21 protein-coding genes and 3 pseudogenes are annotated in these 18,290 nt (G+C 70.0%); 9 read left to right on the top strand and 15 right to left on the bottom strand.

All coding sequences use genetic code 11. The annotated features are described in order from the left end of the window. Window positions 1-207 precede the first annotated feature (207 nt). Both ABD858_RS31485 and ABD858_RS31480 read right to left on the bottom strand, forming a co-directional pair. On the bottom strand, window positions 208-1,929 hold the full coding sequence (locus ABD858_RS31485) for an MFS transporter (RefSeq protein ID WP_345043953.1): 1,722 nt from the start codon (window positions 1,927-1,929) through the stop codon (window positions 208-210). A gap of 59 nt (window positions 1,930-1,988) precedes the next feature. Then, the gene (locus ABD858_RS31480) at window positions 1,989-2,435 is read right to left on the bottom strand and encodes a MarR family winged helix-turn-helix transcriptional regulator (RefSeq protein ID WP_345043950.1); all 447 of its coding nucleotides are present in this window, start codon (window positions 2,433-2,435) and stop codon (window positions 1,989-1,991) included. Window positions 2,436-2,471: 36 nt separating this feature from the next. Here ABD858_RS31480 and ABD858_RS31475 point away from each other — a divergent pair, with 36 nt between their 5' ends. Next, entirely contained in the window at window positions 2,472-2,771 is a 300-nt protein-coding gene (locus ABD858_RS31475) for a hypothetical protein (protein ID WP_345043949.1), read from the top strand. Window positions 2,772-2,912: 141 nt separating this feature from the next. Here ABD858_RS31475 and ABD858_RS31470 read toward each other — a convergent pair whose 3' ends face one another. Beyond that, the gene (locus ABD858_RS31470; RefSeq protein WP_345043948.1) at window positions 2,913-3,551 is read right to left on the bottom strand and encodes a TetR/AcrR family transcriptional regulator; all 639 of its coding nucleotides are present in this window, start codon (window positions 3,549-3,551) and stop codon (window positions 2,913-2,915) included. Window positions 3,552-3,665: 114 nt separating this feature from the next. Here ABD858_RS31470 and ABD858_RS31465 point away from each other — a divergent pair, with 114 nt between their 5' ends. Together ABD858_RS31465 and ABD858_RS31460 are read left to right on the top strand one after the other, a co-directional pair. Then, entirely contained in the window at window positions 3,666-4,583 is a 918-nt protein-coding gene (locus tag ABD858_RS31465) for an alpha/beta fold hydrolase (protein ID WP_425586288.1), read from the top strand. 198 nt (window positions 4,584-4,781) lie between these two features. Next, window positions 4,782-4,922: a hypothetical protein gene (locus tag ABD858_RS31460; protein ID WP_345043944.1), complete on the top strand. Its 141-nt coding sequence runs from the start codon at window positions 4,782-4,784 to the stop codon at window positions 4,920-4,922. A 230-nt stretch (window positions 4,923-5,152) separates the two neighbouring features. Here ABD858_RS31460 and ABD858_RS31455 read toward each other — a convergent pair whose 3' ends face one another. The 5 genes and pseudogenes from ABD858_RS31455 to ABD858_RS31435 all read right to left on the bottom strand — a co-directional run bounded on the left by ABD858_RS31455 (window position 5,153) and on the right by ABD858_RS31435 (window position 9,067). After that, window positions 5,153-5,428 (bottom strand): zinc ribbon domain-containing protein, encoded by a 276-nt coding sequence (locus ABD858_RS31455; RefSeq protein WP_345045046.1) that lies wholly within the window; start codon window positions 5,426-5,428, stop codon window positions 5,153-5,155. 50 nt (window positions 5,429-5,478) lie between these two features. After that, window positions 5,479-5,631: pseudogene (locus ABD858_RS31450) on the bottom strand (transposase family protein); the annotation flags it as partial. A 96-nt stretch (window positions 5,632-5,727) separates the two neighbouring features. Next, complete coding sequence (locus ABD858_RS31445) at window positions 5,728-6,468, bottom strand: dienelactone hydrolase family protein (protein ID WP_345045044.1); 741 nt, start codon at window positions 6,466-6,468, stop codon at window positions 5,728-5,730. A 478-nt stretch (window positions 6,469-6,946) separates the two neighbouring features. Then, window positions 6,947-7,816 carry a universal stress protein gene (locus ABD858_RS31440; protein ID WP_345043941.1) on the bottom strand — a complete coding sequence of 290 codons (870 nt, stop codon included), beginning with the start codon at window positions 7,814-7,816 and terminating at the stop codon, window positions 6,947-6,949. 813 nt (window positions 7,817-8,629) lie between these two features. Next, the gene (locus ABD858_RS31435; RefSeq protein WP_345043939.1) at window positions 8,630-9,067 is read right to left on the bottom strand and encodes a DUF6234 family protein; all 438 of its coding nucleotides are present in this window, start codon (window positions 9,065-9,067) and stop codon (window positions 8,630-8,632) included. A gap of 269 nt (window positions 9,068-9,336) precedes the next feature. Between ABD858_RS31435 and ABD858_RS31430 the strand changes: the two are divergent. After that, a pseudogene (locus ABD858_RS31430) lies at window positions 9,337-9,621 on the top strand (helix-turn-helix domain-containing protein); the annotation flags it as partial. A gap of 194 nt (window positions 9,622-9,815) precedes the next feature. Here ABD858_RS31430 and ABD858_RS31425 read toward each other — a convergent pair. Beyond that, entirely contained in the window at window positions 9,816-9,956 is a 141-nt protein-coding gene (locus tag ABD858_RS31425; protein WP_345043937.1) for a hypothetical protein, read from the bottom strand. Window positions 9,957-10,351: 395 nt separating this feature from the next. After that, window positions 10,352-10,570 carry a hypothetical protein gene (locus tag ABD858_RS31420; protein WP_345043934.1) on the bottom strand — a complete coding sequence of 73 codons (219 nt, stop codon included), beginning with the start codon at window positions 10,568-10,570 and terminating at the stop codon, window positions 10,352-10,354. Window positions 10,571-11,035: 465 nt separating this feature from the next. On the opposite strand from ABD858_RS31420, the gene ABD858_RS31415 reads away from it, so the two are divergent. Then, window positions 11,036-11,515: an NUDIX domain-containing protein gene (locus tag ABD858_RS31415; RefSeq protein WP_425586287.1), complete on the top strand. Its 480-nt coding sequence runs from the start codon at window positions 11,036-11,038 to the stop codon at window positions 11,513-11,515. Window positions 11,516-11,777: 262 nt separating this feature from the next. Here ABD858_RS31415 and ABD858_RS31410 read toward each other — a convergent pair whose 3' ends face one another. Then, window positions 11,778-12,200, bottom strand: a complete 423-nt coding sequence (locus tag ABD858_RS31410; protein WP_345045121.1) for a hypothetical protein — start codon at window positions 12,198-12,200, stop codon at window positions 11,778-11,780. Between the two features lie 531 nt (window positions 12,201-12,731). On the opposite strand from ABD858_RS31410, the gene ABD858_RS31400 reads away from it, so the two are divergent. Beyond that, window positions 12,732-12,920, top strand: a complete 189-nt coding sequence (locus ABD858_RS31400; protein WP_425586286.1) for a hypothetical protein — start codon at window positions 12,732-12,734, stop codon at window positions 12,918-12,920. Window positions 12,921-13,071: 151 nt separating this feature from the next. Continuing rightward, complete coding sequence (locus tag ABD858_RS31395) at window positions 13,072-13,539, top strand: DUF1877 family protein (RefSeq protein ID WP_345043932.1); 468 nt, start codon at window positions 13,072-13,074, stop codon at window positions 13,537-13,539. 92 nt (window positions 13,540-13,631) lie between these two features. Here ABD858_RS31395 and ABD858_RS31390 read toward each other — a convergent pair. Continuing rightward, window positions 13,632-13,817: pseudogene (locus ABD858_RS31390) on the bottom strand (IMP dehydrogenase); the annotation flags it as partial. 318 nt (window positions 13,818-14,135) lie between these two features. On the opposite strand from ABD858_RS31390, the gene ABD858_RS31385 reads away from it, so the two are divergent. Beyond that, a complete protein-coding gene (locus tag ABD858_RS31385) occupies window positions 14,136-14,411 on the top strand; it encodes a hypothetical protein (protein WP_345043929.1) in 276 nt (91 codons plus the stop codon). A gap of 153 nt (window positions 14,412-14,564) precedes the next feature. Here the strand turns inward: ABD858_RS31385 and ABD858_RS31380 are convergent, their stop codons facing one another. The 3 genes from ABD858_RS31380 to ABD858_RS31370 are packed head-to-tail and all read right to left on the bottom strand — an operon-like array spanning window position 14,565 to window position 16,978. After that, entirely contained in the window at window positions 14,565-15,293 is a 729-nt protein-coding gene (locus ABD858_RS31380) for a polysaccharide deacetylase family protein (RefSeq protein ID WP_425586285.1), read from the bottom strand. Beyond that, window positions 15,290-16,156 carry a DMT family transporter gene (locus ABD858_RS31375; protein WP_345043926.1) on the bottom strand — a complete coding sequence of 289 codons (867 nt, stop codon included), beginning with the start codon at window positions 16,154-16,156 and terminating at the stop codon, window positions 15,290-15,292. The genes ABD858_RS31380 and ABD858_RS31375 overlap by 4 nt, the downstream gene beginning before the upstream one ends. Window positions 16,157-16,171: 15 nt before the next feature. Further along, window positions 16,172-16,978, bottom strand: a complete 807-nt coding sequence (locus tag ABD858_RS31370; protein WP_345043924.1) for an SDR family NAD(P)-dependent oxidoreductase — start codon at window positions 16,976-16,978, stop codon at window positions 16,172-16,174. A gap of 185 nt (window positions 16,979-17,163) precedes the next feature. Between ABD858_RS31370 and ABD858_RS31365 the strand changes: the two genes are divergently transcribed. Continuing rightward, window positions 17,164-18,264: an MGDG synthase family glycosyltransferase gene (locus ABD858_RS31365; RefSeq protein WP_345043921.1), complete on the top strand. Its 1,101-nt coding sequence runs from the start codon at window positions 17,164-17,166 to the stop codon at window positions 18,262-18,264. The last annotated feature ends 26 nt before the right edge of the window (window positions 18,265-18,290 follow it).

Raw genomic sequence — 18,290 nt, 5'->3', positions numbered from 1 at the left:
TCGGGTTCTCAGCGGCAGCCGGCCCCAGGGCCTGCAGACCACCTTCCTCCGACCGGCCCCTCGCAATGGTCGGCGACCAGCGGGTGCTGCGCGGCAAGACCGAAGTCGCGGAGAGGGGTTCGCGCCGGCCGTCTTCCATGCCCGAAAATGGCGGGACGCTCCTTGTGGAGCGCCCCGCCACGAGATGCCTATGCCGGGCCGTCGGGATCAGGTTGCACTGCTGCGCAGCTTCGCCAGGGTGGCCGCGGTCAAGGGCCGGGGAGTGCTGTCGGGGTCGATGAGAACGACGCTGCAGGCGGCGGCGTGGGTGAGGGCGGTGGTGAAGCTTCCGTCGGCGAACTGGGCGAGGGGGCCGCGCGGCGAGCGGCCGACAGCGACGGTGCCCGCGTGGATGTCGGCGGCGTGCTGGGCCAGGGCGCGGCCGGCGGCGGCGTGGTCGCCGACGCTGGTGAGGATCTGGCCGGTGGCGGGGATGCCTCGGGTAGTGAGCCGGTCGAGGTGAGCGGTGACGGCAGCGCGGGCCTGGTCGGTGGTCTCGGTGTCGACGGCCTGTTCCTCGACGACAGCGGTCTGCTGGACGTGGACGATCTCCAGAGGGCTGCCGGTGTCGAGGGCGAGTTGTGCTGCGGCGTCGACGATGGCGGCGGCCTTGTCGTGGGCGCCGACGGCGACGATGAGCGGCGGCCGGTCAGTGGCGGCCGGGGCACCGACGGGGGTGAGGGTGAGAGTGACGGGCTCGCCTTCGCCGGTGTGCTGCTCGGCCTGCCGGAGCAGGCGGTGGCCGCTGGCCAGGATGGGTATCGCGAGGACGAAGGTGGCAGCACCGAGGTAGAAGGGGACGCTGAGGTCGGTGGCGTCGGCGAGCTTGCCGGCGACGAAGGGGGCCAGGCCGCCGCCGATGAAGCGGAGGAAGCCATAGGCGGAGGATGCCACGGGGCGCTCGACCGGGGAGACGAGCATGACTGCCTGTGTGGTGAGGGTGTTGTTGATGCCGATGAAGGCACCGCTGACGATGACCGCCACGATGACCACGACGGGAGTGTCGACGCCGACGGCGATGACGGCCATCACGATGCCGAGGCAGAGCAAGTTGGCGTACAGGACCGGGGCAGTGCCGTAGCGGGCCTGCAGGCGTGGCGCGAAGAAGACGCTGAAGGCCGCCACCAGCAGCCCCCAGCCGGTGAACACCAGCCCGAGCTGGTGGGCGCTCAGCTCCATGGGATAGGGCGCGTAGCCGAGCATGGTGAAGAAGCCCCAGTTGTACAGCAGGGCCATAATGCCCATGGTCAGCAGGCCGCGATGGCGCAGCGCCTTGAGCGGGGCGAGCGGCGAGGTGGGCCTCTTCGGCTTGGGCAGGTCAGGGACGAAAGCGAGGGTCGCGGCCAGGGCGATGGCCATGAGGACGGCGACACCGAAGAAGGGGCCGCGCCAGCTGATGGCTCCCAACTCGCCGCCGAGCAACGGGCCGACAGCGATACCGAGACCGAGGGCCGTCTCGTACAGGATGATCGCGCCGCCGAAGCCGCCGCTGGCGGAGGCGACGATGACCGCCAAGGAGGTGGCGATGAACAGGGCGTTGCCCAGTCCCCAGCCGGCGCGGAAGCCGACGATGCCGCTGATGGAGTCGGTGGTGCCGGCGAGGGCGGCGAAGACGACGATGATGGCCAGGCCTAGGACCAGGGTGCGCTTGGCGCCGAGGTGGCTGGATACCCAGCCGACGATCAGCATGGCGACGGCGGTGACGATCAGGTAGCTGCTGAACAGCAGGGAGACCTGGCTGGGCGAGGCGTGAAGACTCTCGGCCAGCGCGGGCAGGATCGGGTCGACCAGACCGATGCCCATGAACGAGATGACGCAGGCGAACGCGACGGCCCAGACGGCCTTCGGCTGCTTGAACGGGCTGGCAGCCTTTCCGTGCGGTGCACTCATATGCGGTTCTCTTTCGAGCGGTTGTTGTGAATGGGGAGCAATGTGGGGTGCAAAGGGGGTCAGGATCGCGGCTGGCGGTCCTGGATCGCGCGGGCCAGGGCCGGAAGCGCGACCTTCACCGCGTGCTGTTCCGGCTCGGTCAGCTCCTCGATGAGCTGGTGCAGGGCCTGGGCGCGCTCGGCGCGTCGCTGCCGGAAGATCTCCAGGCCGGTGTCGGTGACTTCCACCAGCACACCCCGTCCGTCGCTGCGGTCGGCGATGCGCCGTACCAGGCCCGCACGTTCCAGGCGGGTGACGAGCTGGGTCATGTTCGGCTGAGAGACGCCTTCGGCCCGGGCCAGTTCGGTCAGCCGCTGCGGGCCTTCGCTGCTCAGGCGAGCCAGCACGAAGGAGGCCGCGCTGCTCAGGCCGCCGGCGGTGGCGCTGCGGCGCACGTAACGGATCATCCGCTCCATAACGATGATCAGGTCCTCCGGGACCTCTGGATCCATAACCCGCTTATGCATAAGTGCATTATGCATTTAGATGTAGCGTGAAACAAGATGGCTGGTACCGCCAAGGCCACCACGGACGACGCCGCCGCCGTCCAGGGCGGCCGAGGGACCCTCGGCAGCAGGCAGGAGACCGTCGGCACCGCCGACCACCGCGGGGGACAGACGGCCACCCGCGCGGTTGTCCGTGCCGGCCCCAGATCAGCAGCAGCGCTCCCAGCACTCCCCGAGCCAGGCGCACCGGCATGGAGGTGGAATCGTCGTGTCACCAGCGGGCTCGGTCGTCACCATGCATCTCCCCTCGACGCCGAGCGCTTCGACGAGGCCGGTCCGTTCACATCCTCCCCCTGACCTCTGTCCGGCCGTTCCCCTGCGCCGGACGGTTCCCGTTCCGGTACGGCGAGAATCACCGAGGAATGCAGCCGGGCGCTGGAGCCCGGCCGGTTCGGGGGCGCCGCCGTGGCTTGCTTTCGGCGCCGACGAGAAGAGACGTCACTCTGCGTCCGCCGCGCTCGGTGAGCGACGCCCATCGCCCTGGAAGATCCGGTCCAGGTGATGCCCCAGGACAGCGGTGGCGGACTGTGGACTGCGCTGGCCGACGAGGATGCTGGTGCCGAGTCCCGCGGACATGGCGAGCAGGCTGATCGCCTCCAGTCGTGCGTCCAGATCAGGCCGCGTGAGACGCGCGTCCCGCGCCTGCTGGAGCAGGCCGGTCACGGCCTCCTCCGCAGCGTCGGGGTTCTTCATGAACGGCTGGGCGGCGAGCGCGCCGTCGGTCACGGACAGAACGGCGTACGAGGTGTAGACGAGGTGGAAGGTGCGGCTCTCCTCATCGGTCGGCAACGACGCCATGAGCATGGCCTCGATCATCGCGCGCGGCCCGGGGTTCTCCCCGGCAGCCCTGACCCGGGCGGCGACCCGCTCACCGAAGCCGACGGCCAGGTGTTGCAGTCCGTAGAGCAGCAACTTCTCTTTGGTCTGGAAGTAGTACTGCACCAGCCGTAGTGACACCCCTGCCTCTGCCGCCACATCCCGCATCCCCACCGCATGCAGGCCACGCCGTCCGGCGACCCGGACGAGCGCCTCGGCGATCTCGGTGCGCCGTTCCTCGTGATCCACGCGCTTGGGCATCGGCCGCATCTCCCCTCGTCGGTTCCTACCTGTGGACCCGCCCAGGCCCTCTTCATGGTACAGCCGTACCATCATCGTGATACGGTCGTATCACGAAAGCGAATGCTCCAGGAGGTGGCCGTGACCGAATCCACGACCCGCGCCCGCGCCGATGTCGGCCGCTATGTGAACGATGCCTTGCGCGACCGGTACTTCGCGGCCTGCGACGCCGTCTACGCGATGGGGGCGCCCATCCGCGCCGAACTCGACGTGGAGACCAGCTTCGGCACAACGCACGTCTACCGGTACGGCCCCACGGACCCTGCCGCCGAATCCCGCACCCCGGTCGTGCTGGTGCATGGCGCGGGAACCTGCTCCGCCATGTGGTACCCGAACACCGCAGCCCTCAGTGCCGACCGCCCGGTCTACACGCTCGACACTCCCGGCGACCCGGGCCGCAGCATCCAGCGCGAGCCCATTCACCAGCCCGAGCGCGCTGCCCAGTGGCTGGACGAGGCGCTCGCCGGCCTCGGCCTCGACCGCGTCCACCTCGTCGGCTCCTCCTACGGCGGCTGGCTCGTGCTGAACCAGGCGCACCGCAGGCCCGGCCGCCTCGCCTCGGTGACCCTGCTCGACCCCGGCGGACTGGAGAAGGTCGGCCTGCGCTTCTTCGCCTGGATCTTCGCCAGCCTCTTCGCGACCTTCGCACCCAAAGCGCTACGCCCCCGCCTGGCGGCCTGGCTGGAACAGCCGGTCCTCATCGTGCCCGAGCTGCGCACGATGATCAGGGCGGGCGTCCGTGCCTACCGCATCCGGCGCCCAGTTCCCCTGCCCCTCGGCGAGGACGAGCTGCACACCATCCGCACCCCGCTCTACCTGGTGCTCGGCAAGCGAAGCCTCCTCGTGCACCCGCATCGCCAGGTCGAGCGTGTCCCGCGCCTGATACCGGACGCCCGCGCCGAGATCGTCGAAAACACCGGTCACGGACCCCAGATCGACCACGCGGAGCAGATCAATGCTCGGATGCTGAGCTTCATGGACTCCATCGGCTGACAACTGCCGACACCGACGGGCCCAGGTGTCGGCCCCGACCCCGGGGCCGACACCTGGGCCCCTTCCGCATGAGCGCCAGAGAGACGTGCCGACCGCACCACGCAACCGCCAAGGCCCAACGTGACCCGCGCCAGGAGGCCGCCGTCCCTTCTGTGCGTTACTCTCCGTACATACACGCCCGAGCGTGGGGAGGTCCCCATGAGCGAGTACGACGAGTACCCCACCCCCTCCCAGGCCGAGGGAGAAGATCCCGAACCCGTCGAGGAACGGCACCCCGACACCCCCCGGACCACTCCGTCACAGGCCGAGGGAGAGCGCACCCCCGACGACGAGACCTGACTCCCCCGCCAGGTCCAGCGCCCGCCCGGCCGCCGCCCATCGGGATGGACGGTCTGCGCACCCCCACGCCGAAGACAGGCGGCCTGCCGATGGCCGCCCGCCGCCGGCCACAGGCGCCACCCGCCCCCGGACCAGGCATCGGCCGGGCACCAGCCGCGCCGGCAACACTCCGAGCAGCGGCACAACTGGTGCCACTGCTCCTGCCCCCTACGACAGGACGGTCACGTCCGCTATGCGGGGACCGGATCGGGCATGTTGACGAATACCCACGCCGAGCGTGCGCGTTGGCGCACGTTGACCCCGGCGACGTGGTCGGCCGACCCAGCGAGGCCGCAGCGCGGGCAGCGGAAAGTGTCTCGAGTCGGGCGGTTGCCGCGCTCGGTGTGGCCGCAGCGCGGGCAGCGCTGCGAGGTGTAGGCCGGGTCCACCTCGATGAACGGGACCCCGGCACGCTTCGCCTTGTAGGCGATGAACGCGCCGAGCTGGTGGAACGGCCAGGAGGACAGTCGTGGCCGGCGGCGCGTAGGTGAGCCAGGACGTGGTCGTGGCGGGCGGCGGTGATGTCGTGGGTGCTGCCGGGCCGGGCGGCGGATATCCAGATCAGGCGGCCCCTCTCGTCGGTCAGAGCGAGGAAGTGCAGGCCGCGACGGCGGTGTTTGCCGGAATAGTTCCGACGGTTGGCCCTTCCCGTGCGGCGCTGGGTGGGAATGAAGGTGCCGTCGATCAGGATGACCTCCCCGCCCCGCGCGGCGAAGCATCCTGGCCGACACGGCTCACCGTCTGCTGGTGGCCTGACGGCCCGGCGTCACTTCAGGTGTCGGGTGAAGAACTGGGCCGCGGCGTCCCCCGCGAACTGCGGGACGCCGGTGTGCCCGCCCATGTTGGCGTGCAGGGTCTTCTCCTTGGAGCCGAAGGCGTCGAACAGGTCCAGGGCCGCCTGTCGGTCGTTGCCTTCGTCGTCCCACTGCAGCAGGACGTGCAGCGGAATGGTGACCTGGCGGGCCTCCTCGAACATGGCGCGAGGGACGAAACTCCCGGCGAACAGAACGGCGGCCGAGATGCGCGGCTCGACCACCGCCAGCCGGGTCCCGATGGAGATCACTCCCCCCGAGTACCCGACCGGGCCGCCGATCTCGGGCAGCGACAGGAGGGCGTCAAGGGCGGCCTGCCATTCCGGGACCGCCTTGTCGACCAGGGGGAGGATGAGGGCGTCGATGATCTCGGCGGTGACCGGTTCGCCGGCCTCCAGTGCCCGGCGCAGGTCGGCGCGGGCCTGCTCGGCGGCGGGCCAACGGGGCCGGTCGCCGCTTCCGGGGAGTTCGATGGTGGCCGTGGCGAAGCCGTCCGCCGCGGAGTGCCGGGCTCGGGCCACCAGTCGGGGGTACGTCTTGCGCAGCCCGAGAGGAGGGGGGCTGAGCAGGATCAGCGGCGCCGGTGCGGATGTGGATGCGGATCCGGGCGTCCACAGGATGCCGGGGATCTCACCGAGGGTGAATTCGCGCTCGAGGACAGCGTCGTCGAGACGCTGTTCAGAAGTGAACTGCATGGTCGTGCCTTTCGGGAGTGCCATTGAACGGCGCTCCCGGACGACCTATCGCCCGACCGTGACCCCGGAGGGGAGCACCCATGTCGATACGTTCACGGATACCACCTCCTCGCTCTCTTGCACGGCCTCCGGAAACGTAGCAGTGGCCGCCATGGTTCCGCCAACGGGTTTTTGCGGAGGCTCCGTGGCCGAACACCACGGCGTCGGAGTCACGCCTGTCACTGGTCGGGAAGCGCACGTCCGCCACCGATTCGAGCACCGAAAAACCGGCAATCAACCGCTGACGGACGATCTACTACGCAGACAGCCGCCCATGACCAGCGTGAGCACCCTGAGCACCGGTCACACCAGCCCCTTGACCTGTGACTTCAAGTCGGCGGAGGCCCGTGCAGTTTCGTGATCTATCCATTTGGCATCCGCCACAAGATCGCGAAGTCAGACTGGAGCACCAAGCCGACCCATCGGGTGCGGGCATGCCCTAGGCGTGCGGTACCACTGCGACGGGGCCCCGGCAATGGTGCAGGGCCGCGTGGGTGACCGCACCGATGCGCGGCCCGAGCGGGATGCGGGAGATCCTCCGCCCCACGACGACGAGGGAGGCGCCCGACGACGCGTCGAGGAGCACTCCGGCCGGGCGGCCCATCTCGACCTGCTGGACGACAGGCTGGCGGGGGAACTTGTCCTTCCAGGGCGCAAGGTACGAGGTCAGGGTCTCGCCGGCGACCGCGAGGAGCCGCTCGCGCACGCCGGGGTCACGCACGGCCGAGTAGTCCCCGAAGACAGCGGGCGGAGTGACGCCGTGGACGATCCTCAGCCGCGCGTGTTGCCGTTCGGCGGACTCGAAAGCGTAGGCGATCACGTCGTCGTGGGGTTCCTGGAGGTCCAGGCCGAGCACGACGTCGGCCTCCGGCGCGGGAAGCGAAGTGTCCTCGTCGTCCCCTCGAACCACCACGACGGGCCGCTCGGCGCGGGCCAGTGTCGCCTGGGACACGGACCCGACGAGGAATCCGGCGAGGCCGCCGAGGCCACGCGAGCCGAGCGCCAGGACGGCCGAGCGCCCCGCTTCCGCGGACAGCACCGCCGCAGGAGGCCCGTCGGCGCGTTCAGCGGTCACCTCGACGTCGGGATTCTGCTTCCGCACCAGGGCCGCCGTCTTGGCGAGCACCTCATCCGCGCAGGCGCGGTGCGTCGCGGGGTCGGCCAGCACCCCGTACACCTGCGGCTGCCAGTCCCAGGCGTACACCAGGCGCAGCGGCAGTTCGCGCCTGCGTGCCTCTCCCGCAGCCCACGCGGCGGCGGTCAGGCTCTCGCGCGATCCGTCGACTCCCGCTGTCACACTCTGTGTCATCGCGCCTCCTTCGGTACGGTCACTGTGTGCTGTCCACTGTGCCCGGGCAGGTCACGCGCCGCATAGGGCCGGTCGGCCCTGGTGGCCATCCGGGCGGCCCCTGTTGACGCCTTCCCCGACGCGCCGGCTCCTTCACGGGAGTACGAGCTGGTTCAACCGGAACGCTGAGCAGCCCGACCTGCCTCTGCGCCGGCGCGGCACCCCGACGGTCGAGTCCTGAACGCGGCCACGCGCGGCGAGTGGACGAAGACGGCTCGATAGAGTACCGGCCGTCATCGCCGAACACAACCGCGCAAGGCCGAGATGCCAGGCTTTCGCTGCGTCCACCAACGCGCTGTTATGGGCGGCGAGTTCGGTATAGGCAGCCCTTGCCGGCCCGGAAGCCGAGCGTGCCCGCCGAGTCCTGCCCCGCCCTCTGGTGGAACCGCCCCCTACAAGAGTGGGGGGTGCAACTTCATTATGAACCATGTGCATACCGGCGACCTCGACGGACTCCTCGGCATCGCCACCGGCGTCCACCCCATCAGCGAGCTGTACGGCGACGCCGAGGCCACCCTGGTCCACGACGTGCATACCGCCTCACCGGTCAGCACTTCCGCCTCACCAACAGCCGGATCACTTCCATCCTGCTCATCTTCGACGCCGCTCCCTGGCAGGCCGTCATGGCCGCGGCAGGCCCGTCGCCATCCTCGCCCTCACGCCTGACGCCGACAGCCCCTGACCGCCACCTGGGCGATGGCTCCTGCCGGCCTCGGTGGTTCCGCCTCGATGAGGACCCCCGGCCGTCTGTGGCCGGGGCCCTTCGCCGACGGCTCAGGAACCGTGGCACTCGCTGTCGTCGCCGCCGGACAGGCACTGCGACTGCGGTCCGCTGTAGCCGGGTTCCGGTGCGGGAGGGTGGTCCTCGCGATACTGGCCGACCAGGCCGACCGCCGCGCCGAGGATGAGAAGAAGTCCGACGAGGGCCTGGACACAGGCAGTGACGAACGCGCGACCCTTGTAGGCGAACAGCGCCGTGACCAGCACGACAAGACCCGCGACAACGACGTGGACGGCCGGCTTGGTCATGCTGACGTGCGTGTGGTCGGCGCCGGTGTCGAAGAACGCATACCCGGCCGCGTCCATGCCGCGGTACAACGCGATGAGGGACACGATGGCGTCGACGGCGAACAGGACGATCGCGAGGACGATGTCCGCTGCCAGATGCAGGCGGCGTCGATCTTCCACAGGCCGCGGAAGTGTCGTTGTCATGGCACAAGCGTCTCTTTGACGGGACGCCACGGCCTGAGTACGGATACTCAGGTTACTCTTCGCCGATGGCCGCCCAACCTTTGGCTGTGAGCGTGCAGCTTGACAGGACCGGCCTCGTCCTGGCGCAGGGCCCTGATGAAGATGCGCCCTACTGTTTTCCTCGTAGCCAGGCAGCGGAGAACGCGCGACGTCCTCTGTCCCTGGCCGAGGCGCTGCACGCACGCATCCGGCCCACCGGAACAGCTGAGGCGGTGCTGCGGGAATGGACGACCGGAATGCCGGACGAGCAGTGGAACCAGCTGATCGCCAGGCCGGCAGCGGCACGTGAAATTCAGCGGGAAGCAGAGCTTCATCAACGACGCGGCAGAAACCGGCAGAAAGTGCCCGCAGCCGGCCTCTACACCGGCCGATGCCCCGGCCTCACCTTCGTCGACCGGCTCCTGGCCGCCCTCCTCTACCAGCGTCACCGGCTCCCGCAGGTGACCATCGCCCCGCTCTTCGGGGTGGTTCCCCAGAGCCTCAACCGGGTCATCAGCCAGACCCGGCGCCTCCTCGTTGGGCCGCTCTTGGTTTTTGGTCGCGCAAAAATCCGGGGGACAAGGCGTTAGGGTCGCTCGCCTGCTCGCTCAAAGAATCGACCCACCTCCCCCTCCCCCCCGGCACGCGTGAACGCGTTAGGTGCTGGTGTGGTTTGACGGTCCGAAAGAAGCCCCGCCGGGTGTCCGGCGGGCCGATGCGGCGATGTTTGTCAGGCGCGCCAGTTGTGGCCGCAGTCGCGGCACTCGTAGCCGGTGACGACGGTCTTGCCGCCGTCGTAGGAGTAGGCGGTCAGGTCCCCGCACAGGTCCTCGCTGCCGCACTCAGGGCAGGTCTCCGGGTTGTCGGTCATGGTCGGTCCTTCCGGTGGTGGGTCCGCCGGCACTTCGTGCAGGCGGACCCGACGGGTGGTTCGGCTCGAGGTGGGGCCGGGGGGCTCTCCCCGGGCCGTGCGTGCGCGGGTTGGACGGTCTCACGGGTTCCACGCGCGTGCGCGCGTTGGGGGGGGCCAGAAAGTCCAGAAACTCAGGTCGGCCGAGGCGCTGCGGCGGTGCGGGGGTTGAGGAACATCGGCGTCGGATCGTGCGGCAGCGGTAGGTCGGCGCGATGCCGCAGATAACAAGGTCGCTTCACGCCCCGATCGGACTACGTTCCGAGAGGTCGAGAGCCGTCGTACCGCAGATATCAGGGCAAAATCTGCGGTAAACAGTCAGCCGGCTCGCCGCGCTGCTACACGTGCACCAGGCGTTACGTAGCGGAAGGCGTGCGCAGCGGTGTACGGCCAACCTCGATGGCTTCTGCCGCCTCCTCCTCGTCGTAGCTGACGGTTCCTTCGCCGCCGCACTCGTCGCACTTGTCCCCGACGAGCTCGGGTTCATCGTCGTCGGTGCCCCTTATGACTTGCAGAGACCCGTCGCCGTCGCATTCGTAGCAGGTGAACTCGTACTCGCCGGGTGCCAGTTCCATTGCGTTGTTCCTCCCCAGGAGCGTGTGGACTGTGATCCTAGCCAGCCGCTGAGGTAGATCGTCACGGAGTTGGATGCTCCTGACTTTTTAATCAAGCCCAGACGCACGGTTCGCGGCCGTAGCGTCCAGGGTGTCGGTCGGCCCGTGAGTCAGACAAAACCCGGCGGAGAAGCCATCACACATCCCCACTGTCAGCCGTCCCCGGTACAGATGGCGGCCTCGGGTTCAGTCACCAGTGATGGTTCGCCGGGGTGTGGCAGTGACGGCGCGGACCCAGCTCCCGGCGAGGTCGACGGCCGCAGCCTTGCGCGTGGGGCATCGCTGGCCGCGGATGGTTCTTTGCCGCGGCCTCCTTGCGGATCGCCTGCTCGGCGATCCGCCGAGCCTCAGTCTGGTCGTACTTCCCGCCGACCCGCTTGCGGACCAGGCCCCGGTGATGCTTCGCGGTCCGCCCGGGCGCCCAGCGTGGCCCTGTGGGATGAACCGGAAGCAGCTGATCCGATACGGATCAGGGCCGGCGCAATCGTCATCCGTGACGAGCGGATGGTGCTCATCGGCTTCGAAGAAGACGGCGAGCAGTTTTACGAGATCCCGAGCGGCGGAGTCGAGCACGGAGAGACGCTGCACGCAGCGGTGATCCGCGAGCAGAGAGAAGAGTCGGGCTTGGCCGGAAGCGTGGTCAGCGAGGTGGCACGCGTCTGGAAGGACAATCGACGTGAGCACTGCTTCCTGCTGAATACCGAAGGGGAACTCGGCGCTCGGGAAGAACTCGACAACCACGGCGGTAGGCCGACGTGGGTTCCACTGAATGAACTGCCTGCCACACCGGTCTGGCCGCGGCGGCTGGCCTGGCGCATCGCTCACTGGCACAGGGCGGGCTGGCCTATTCGGCCGGCCGAGATCGCCGATGGTATCCACGACCTGCAAGCCCCCTGCAACTGGTAGGAATTCGGCCCGGTGGGGCTGCGTCCGTCGAGGTGGTGTGCCGGTTCCACCTGATCCAGGGGTATGCGAGATGCTCTCCCGCCAGCCGGCCGGCCAGGGTCGGCGGGAGTGGGCGCAGCCCCCGGGGAACTTGAGCCGGCCTCCGAGGCCGACGCCTTGCACTCCCAGCAGCAGGTACATCGGCCCGATAGGACCACCACGGCGCCCCAGGCGGGGCTGGTTCTACGGCCGAGCGAAGGCTGCCCAGCACGACGTTGCCGAGTCAGGACAAGCGGCACGGGTGGAATCGGTTGGAGTGGATGTTCCCGAACGACGCCGGGAGGCGCGAGATGCCTTGATTCGGTCGGACGGTCAGGCTCTGGCCCTTGTAGTTGACAGTGTTGTACACGGTGACGCACCGGCCCCAGAGATGGCCGCCCGTGTGCCACGTGGCGGCGCTGTTCCACACCGAGAGGCCGCCGTTGAAACCGACGTAGGCCGTCGTCTCCGGGTACCACGGGAAATCCTGCGCGACGAGGCTCACCACGCCCGTGTAGTCGGGGTCGGTCCAGCCGCACACCCATCCGGACGTACAGTGTCCGGACGAGGTGGATGCGCCGGTGGAGTCGGCCTGTGCCGTGGGGGCGAGGGCGATGCTCGCAGCGATGAGGGCGGCGGCCGCCGCTGCGCTTCTCCTGATGTTCATGGTGGCTCCTTGTCCGTGCCGGCCGGGGCGGGGCGGCGGACCTTCGGCACCGGGTTTCGGAGGTTGCCAGGAGCCACGGGGCTTGTAAGGCCCCCGGCGGCGGGGGAAGTGGCAGCCGGACCATGTCTCCGAGAGCGGAGTCTTTACGAACTGTCCCAGCTTCGACGCTAGGGCCGGCTGCGGGGGGCCGCAACCTGTGCGACGGCAGGCTGTGACGGCCCGGCAGGATGCCGGCGGCGATGCGGTCGCAGACGGCGGAGGCCAGTTCCAGGTCGTGGGTGATGAAGACCATCGCCAGGCCACGTTCGGCGCGGGCCTCGTCGATGATGGCCATGACCTCGGCCTGGGTGGCACGTCCAGGGCGGTGGTCGATTCGTCGGCCAGCAGGAGCTTGGGCTCGGCGGCCGGCGCAGCGGCGAACTCGTAGCCTTCGACGGTGAGGTTGGCTCCGTCGCGGATGCCGATCTCCTCGATCTCGTCGAAGAGTTCGTCCGCGGCGTAGCGGGCGAAGACGTCGGACAGGCCGGGCACATGTGGGAAACGGCCTACGCACGGCTGCCGGCCACCTCACACCCGCACATCGCCGCCACCGCCGGCCTGATGGCCGCACGGATGAACCACAGCGCCTACCCGGCAGCCCTGGACATGCTCCTGGACAGCGCGGCCACTCAGCTCGCGCGGCCGGCACAGAAACCGACGCCACAATCCGCACAGCCGTAAAGCTTGGCTGGGCGACCCGAACCGGTTGCGAAGGCGACGCCTTCTTCCCCACCCGGCTGGTGGCATGCCGCCGCCGGAACACTCCCTGTCAGTGGCGCGGGATAGGTTCTGTCGCACGAAGAAGCGACCATCGGCAGCAAGGGCACATCCCGTGAGCATCGACATGCACTTTCGCGCCGTTCCGGCCGAGGAGATCCAGGAGGATTTCAACCGACTGACGGAGTTCATGCTCGCCGCATGGGACAAGCACAGCGAAGAGTATGCATCCGGTGTCAGCACCTCCATCAGCAAGGCTTTCAGCCACGTCAACGACTTCTTCACCAAGGGATCCGACCGTGGCAGCGGCCCGAGCGGGCCGAGCCTCCTGCCCGTTTACGGCGGACGCCACATAGAGGACCCCGCTCACATCGATCTCGGTTTCCTGATCCTCGACCCGGACCAGGTGCGCGTGGCGGCGGAGTTCCTGCAGACGCCGTTCGACACGCTCTGGAAGGTTGACGGAGCCCAGCTGTACGGATGGAACGAGGCGGAGATGAAGCACTTCCACTTCGGCCTGCGGGCCTTCTACCAGCGCGCGGCCTCAGCCGGCCACGCCGTGATCAAGGTCGTCTGGGCTTGAGTGTTCAGCACCCTGGGTCTCGGGAGCGCTCCGATGTGCGCGGGTGCAGCCCTGCGGGTACAGGTGGCGTCATTCCGCAGGGCCGTTCCAGCTCAGGACCGGACCAGGACCTTCAGTGCTTCGCGCTGGTCCATCGCCCGGTAGCCGTCCGGGACTTCCTCGAGACCGATGGTGCGGTCGAACACGCGACCCGGCTCGACCTTGCGGTCGAGGACGTCGGGCAGGAGTTCGTCGATGTAGGTGCGCACCGGGGCGGGGCCGCCCGTGAGGGTGATGTTCGGGCCGAACAGATGCCGACTACGCCCCAGAAGCAGCCGTTGCGGGCCGACGTGCTCGCCCCTCTCGGACGGCGCCGTGCCGGTGCCACTCGCCGGGTGGGGTGTGGATCGTGTCGGCCGGGCGCATGACGGTCTCGCCGCCGTGGACTGCACCGGTCCGATCCCCTCGGTCGCATACAGCATCTGCCCGATGGCATGGGTGTGCCAGGGGGCTGAGCTGCTCCGCCGTGCTCATCAGAGGCGGGGCAGCTCGGGGGTGTACCCGGGGTACGCAGCAGTGGGCCAGCGCGTTCCCGCCCTGAGGCCTACCGTCGACATATGAGCGCGATCATCGTGGTGCACGAGGTCGACAGACCTGTGCCGGGGCTCTCCCCCGCGCGACCGGCCGCGGAGCGGCCCGTCCGCCGGGTGCACGCGGCGCCGGCCGACGCGGGGGATCCTTCCTCCCCCGGCCCGCGGACCTTCTGCGGCAAGGACACCTTCGCCATGGAAGTGGCCGTGTGGAAACCCGCTGAGCATCCCGGTTCGACGTGGTACCCACCGGAGTACGCGGATCGCGTCTGCGACGCCTGCGCCCTCGCCATGGAGAACTGACTCCGCGTGTCGTCGGCGGGAGCCCGACGACTGAGGCATGGCAGCTCCCGCGCCGCGAGCGCCTTCCGCCCGCGCTCCGACGTCGCGCGGCGCTTCGGCTGCCGGTAAGCGGCAATCATGTGGCGGTTCTCGTCGCCGGGTCCGTGCCCGCCGCTACGCGCCCACGCCGTGATCGGCCAGCGGCCCTACGGTGAGGCCGGACCGACGACAGGCGGTGACCAGGCCGGGCAGTGCTTCGAGGGCGGCCTGCCAGGAACCGGGGGCGCTGGTGCGGTCGCTGTCGTGGAGCAGGACGGTCCCGCCGCCGCGCAGGGTCGTCAGAAGCTCCACGAGTACGGAGTCGGGGTTGGCGTACGAGGTCCAGTCGCGGCCCCAGGCCGACCACAGCACCGGGCGCAGGCCGGCCCGTCGGGCGGCGGCCCAGCGGCCGCCGGTCAGGATGCCGTACGGCGGCCGGTACCAGAGGGGCCGGGTACCGCTGATGTGGTGGATCAGGTCCGCGGTGCGGGCCACCTCGCGGGCGTCACGCCGGGGTGCGGGCAGCCATGGGCGATCGTGCCGCCAGCCGTGTACGGCGAGTTCGTGGCCTTCCGCCACGACGAGGCGGCCGAGGTCCGGATGGTCGGCGAGGGCGTTGCCGAGAACGAAGAAGGTGGCCCGGACGGAGAGCCGGTCAAGGGCGCGGAGGAAGTGCGGTGTGGAGGCGGGATCGGGGCCGTCGTCGAAGGTGAGGGCCACATGGTCCCGAGTGCCCCGGCCCTCGAGGGACGGGAGCAGCCTGCGTACGGGGGGCAGCCAGGTGGCGGCGGGGCCGATGTGCCAGGCGGTCGCGGCGCCGAGGACGCCGATCGCCGCGGAGGCCGGCAGGGAGGGGGTGTTCACCAGATCTGCTCCTTCTCCGGTCCTGCCATCAGCGGCGATCTGGCCAGCTGTACGCTGCCGGCGACCAGCAGGGCCAAGGCCGCGACTTCGGGCACGACACGGGGGCCGAGGGCGATGCTCTCGTCGAAGAGCACCGCTCCGAACACGACGCTCAGCAGCGCGTCGCCGAGGGTCAGGGCGGGCTGCGAAGCGACCAGGGTGCCTGCCCGCAGGGTGACCTGGAGCAGCAGAAAGCTCGCCAGGCCGATGATCAGAACGGCGTACAGCTGCCAGGACGTCCATACCGCACCCACCCCCTCCGGCAGCCGGCCCAGCGTGTCCTTGACCAGGACCGCCGTGACCGCGAAACCGATGGCCGTCGCGCAACCGAGCACCGCGGCGCGCGCTGCCGGGCGCAGCCGCACGGACAGCGCGAGCAGCGCGGCGACCGTTGCCACCGTCGGCACGGTGATCCGGTGCCAGCGGTCGGGCGGGACGGTCGTCAGGCCCTCGCCCGGATCGGTGAGCACCAGGAACGCCGCCAGCCCGAGTGCCATCGCCGCGAACGCCCACCAGGTGCCCGGTCCGGGCCTGGTCCGGAACACCAGGCTGCCCACGGCCAGCGTGAACAGCAGTTCCGTCGTCATGATCGGCTGCACCACCGCCAGGGGCCCTGTGGCCAGGGCACCCGCCTGCGACGCCCCCGCCATGGCCATGGCCGCGGCTCCGGCCAGCCATACCGGCCGCCGCACCAGCCTCACCAGCCAGGACAGCCGTCCATTCGCCGTCACGGTGGCGGGTTCCACGGCTGCCGCACGCCGCTGCAGCACCGAGGCGACCGCGTTCAGGAAAGCGGCCAGCACGGCCAGCGCAACCGAGAGCATGACCCTGCCCGTCCGTCAGCCGAACCGCGTGGCCAGTCTCCTGAACAGGCTCGGGACCGTCCCCGACACGCGTACGGGCAGGTTCAGCCAGGTCGGCACGTACACCTCGTCCCGGTGGTGCCGCAGAACCCCGCAGACCGCGTCGGCCACGCGCTGCGGCGCCACCGGACGGGGCCAGTCGCGGTGGTACGGCACCCCTCGGGTGGTGAAGAACGGCGTGTCCACCACTCCTGGCAGCACCATCGACACGTGCACCCCGCTGCCCGCGAGTTCGTAGCGCAGACTGTCCGCGAACGGCACCAGGGCGCCCTTCGACGCCGAGTACACGGCTTCCCCCCGCACCCCGAGGCGTGCCACGAGCGAGCCGATCAGCACCACATGGCCGCGGCGGCGGGTCACCATCCCGGGCAGTACCTCCCGCACCAGCCGCAGTACCGCCCTGAGGTTGGTGTCGAGCACGGGGTCGATGCTGTCCGGGGGCATGGTGGCAAACGGGCCTGCCCAGCCGATGCCCGCCGCAGTGATCAGCACATCCACCCGGCCCGAGTGTCTCACCGCCTCCTCCGCCAGCCGCGCGCAACCGCCTTCCTCCGTCAGGTCCCCAGGAATCGCGGTGCCTGCCGTGTCCGCCGCGACACGGGCCAGACGCGTCTCGTCGCGCCCGTTCAGCAGCAGCTCCCAGCGGCCCTCGGCGGCCAGCCGTTCCGCGGTCGCGGCCCCGATTCCGGAGGATGCCCCGGTGATCAGCACCACCCGCCGGGCATGGGATGCGCGGGGGGTGGCCTTCCGGCGCGAGGAGCTGGTGTCGTGCCTGTCGAGCATCTGCCGTCCTTCGGATCCGCCGAGGCTGCCGTCGTGCCGATACTCCGCCGGAGCGTGCGGCGCGTGTGGCAGGGGTACGGCGCAGCCGCCCGTTTTCCACCCGAACAGGCGCGGTGCGGGTGTGCCCGGGGTGCGGGGGCCGGGCGCCGGCTGTTGGCTTGTGGGCACCCCGTCCTTGGAGCCTCATGGAGCGACGCCTTCTGATCGTCAGCGCGAGCATGGGTGCGGGTCATGACACCGTGGCCGGTGAACTGGCCCGGCGGCTGCGGTCCCGCGGTCACCGCGTGGCCCGTTGCGACGTACTCGAGCTGCTGCCGCGCGGTGCCGGGCCGGCCCTGCGCGAGTCGTACCGGCTGACGGTGCGCCACTTTCCCTGGCTGTACGGCGCCGTCTATGCGGCGTTCTTCCGCGACGGGCCGGTCCGGCCGGGCACAGCGCCCCTGGCGGTGACGGCGGAGCGCCGGCTGCTGGACACCGTCGCCGAATGCCGAGCCGACGCCGTGGTCGCGACCTTCCATCTGGCGGCGCAGGTCACGGGAAGACTCAGGGCGAGCGGCACGCTGACGGTGCCCAGTGCGGTCTTCGTCACCGACTTCGCGGCACACCGGCAGTGGGTGCACCCCGGCAACGATCTGCACCTGTGCGTGACCGGGACGGCGGCGGCCCGGGTGCGCGAGCACGGGGGCCGCTCGGCGTTTGCCACGGGGCCGGTGGTGCCGTCGGAGTTCCGGCTCCGTGGCAGGGAACCCGTGCACTGGCCGAGGGTCCTGGATTCGTACGCTCCGGGGCGCACGCCCGTGCTGGTGAGCACCGGAGCCTGGGGAGTGGCCTCGGACCTCGCGGCGACGGCGCGGCTGATCGCGGACACGGGCTGTCTCCCGGTGATCCTGTGCGGCCGCGACGATCGGCTGCGGCTGCGCATGTCGAAGACGCCGGACGTGCTGGCGCTGAGCTGGGTGACTGATCTGGCCGATCTGATGGGTGCCGCAGGCGCACTGGTGGACAACGCGGCCGGCCAGACCGCGGTCCAGGCACTCGCCGCCGGTCTCCCGGTCGTCGGATACCGGCCCATCCCGGGTCATGGGGCGGAGGGCGTTCGCGCCATGGCGGCGGCCGGAGTGTCCGCGTACGCGCCTGATGCCGGCGCGCTGCGCGACCGGCTCACCGCTCTCGTTCACCCCGGCCCGGCCCGCGAGCGGCAGATCACGGCCGGGGCTGCCGTGTTCACCTCCGACATCGCGCAGATCCTCCTCGACTCGACCGGGGGACAACGGGCCCATCCGTAGGGCCGAGGTTCGCGTACCGCCGTCGC

Source organism: Streptomyces sannanensis, assembly GCF_039536205.1.
Classification (GTDB): domain Bacteria; phylum Actinomycetota; class Actinomycetes; order Streptomycetales; family Streptomycetaceae; genus Streptomyces; species Streptomyces sannanensis.
This window is presented reverse-complemented; position numbering and strand designations above follow the sequence as displayed.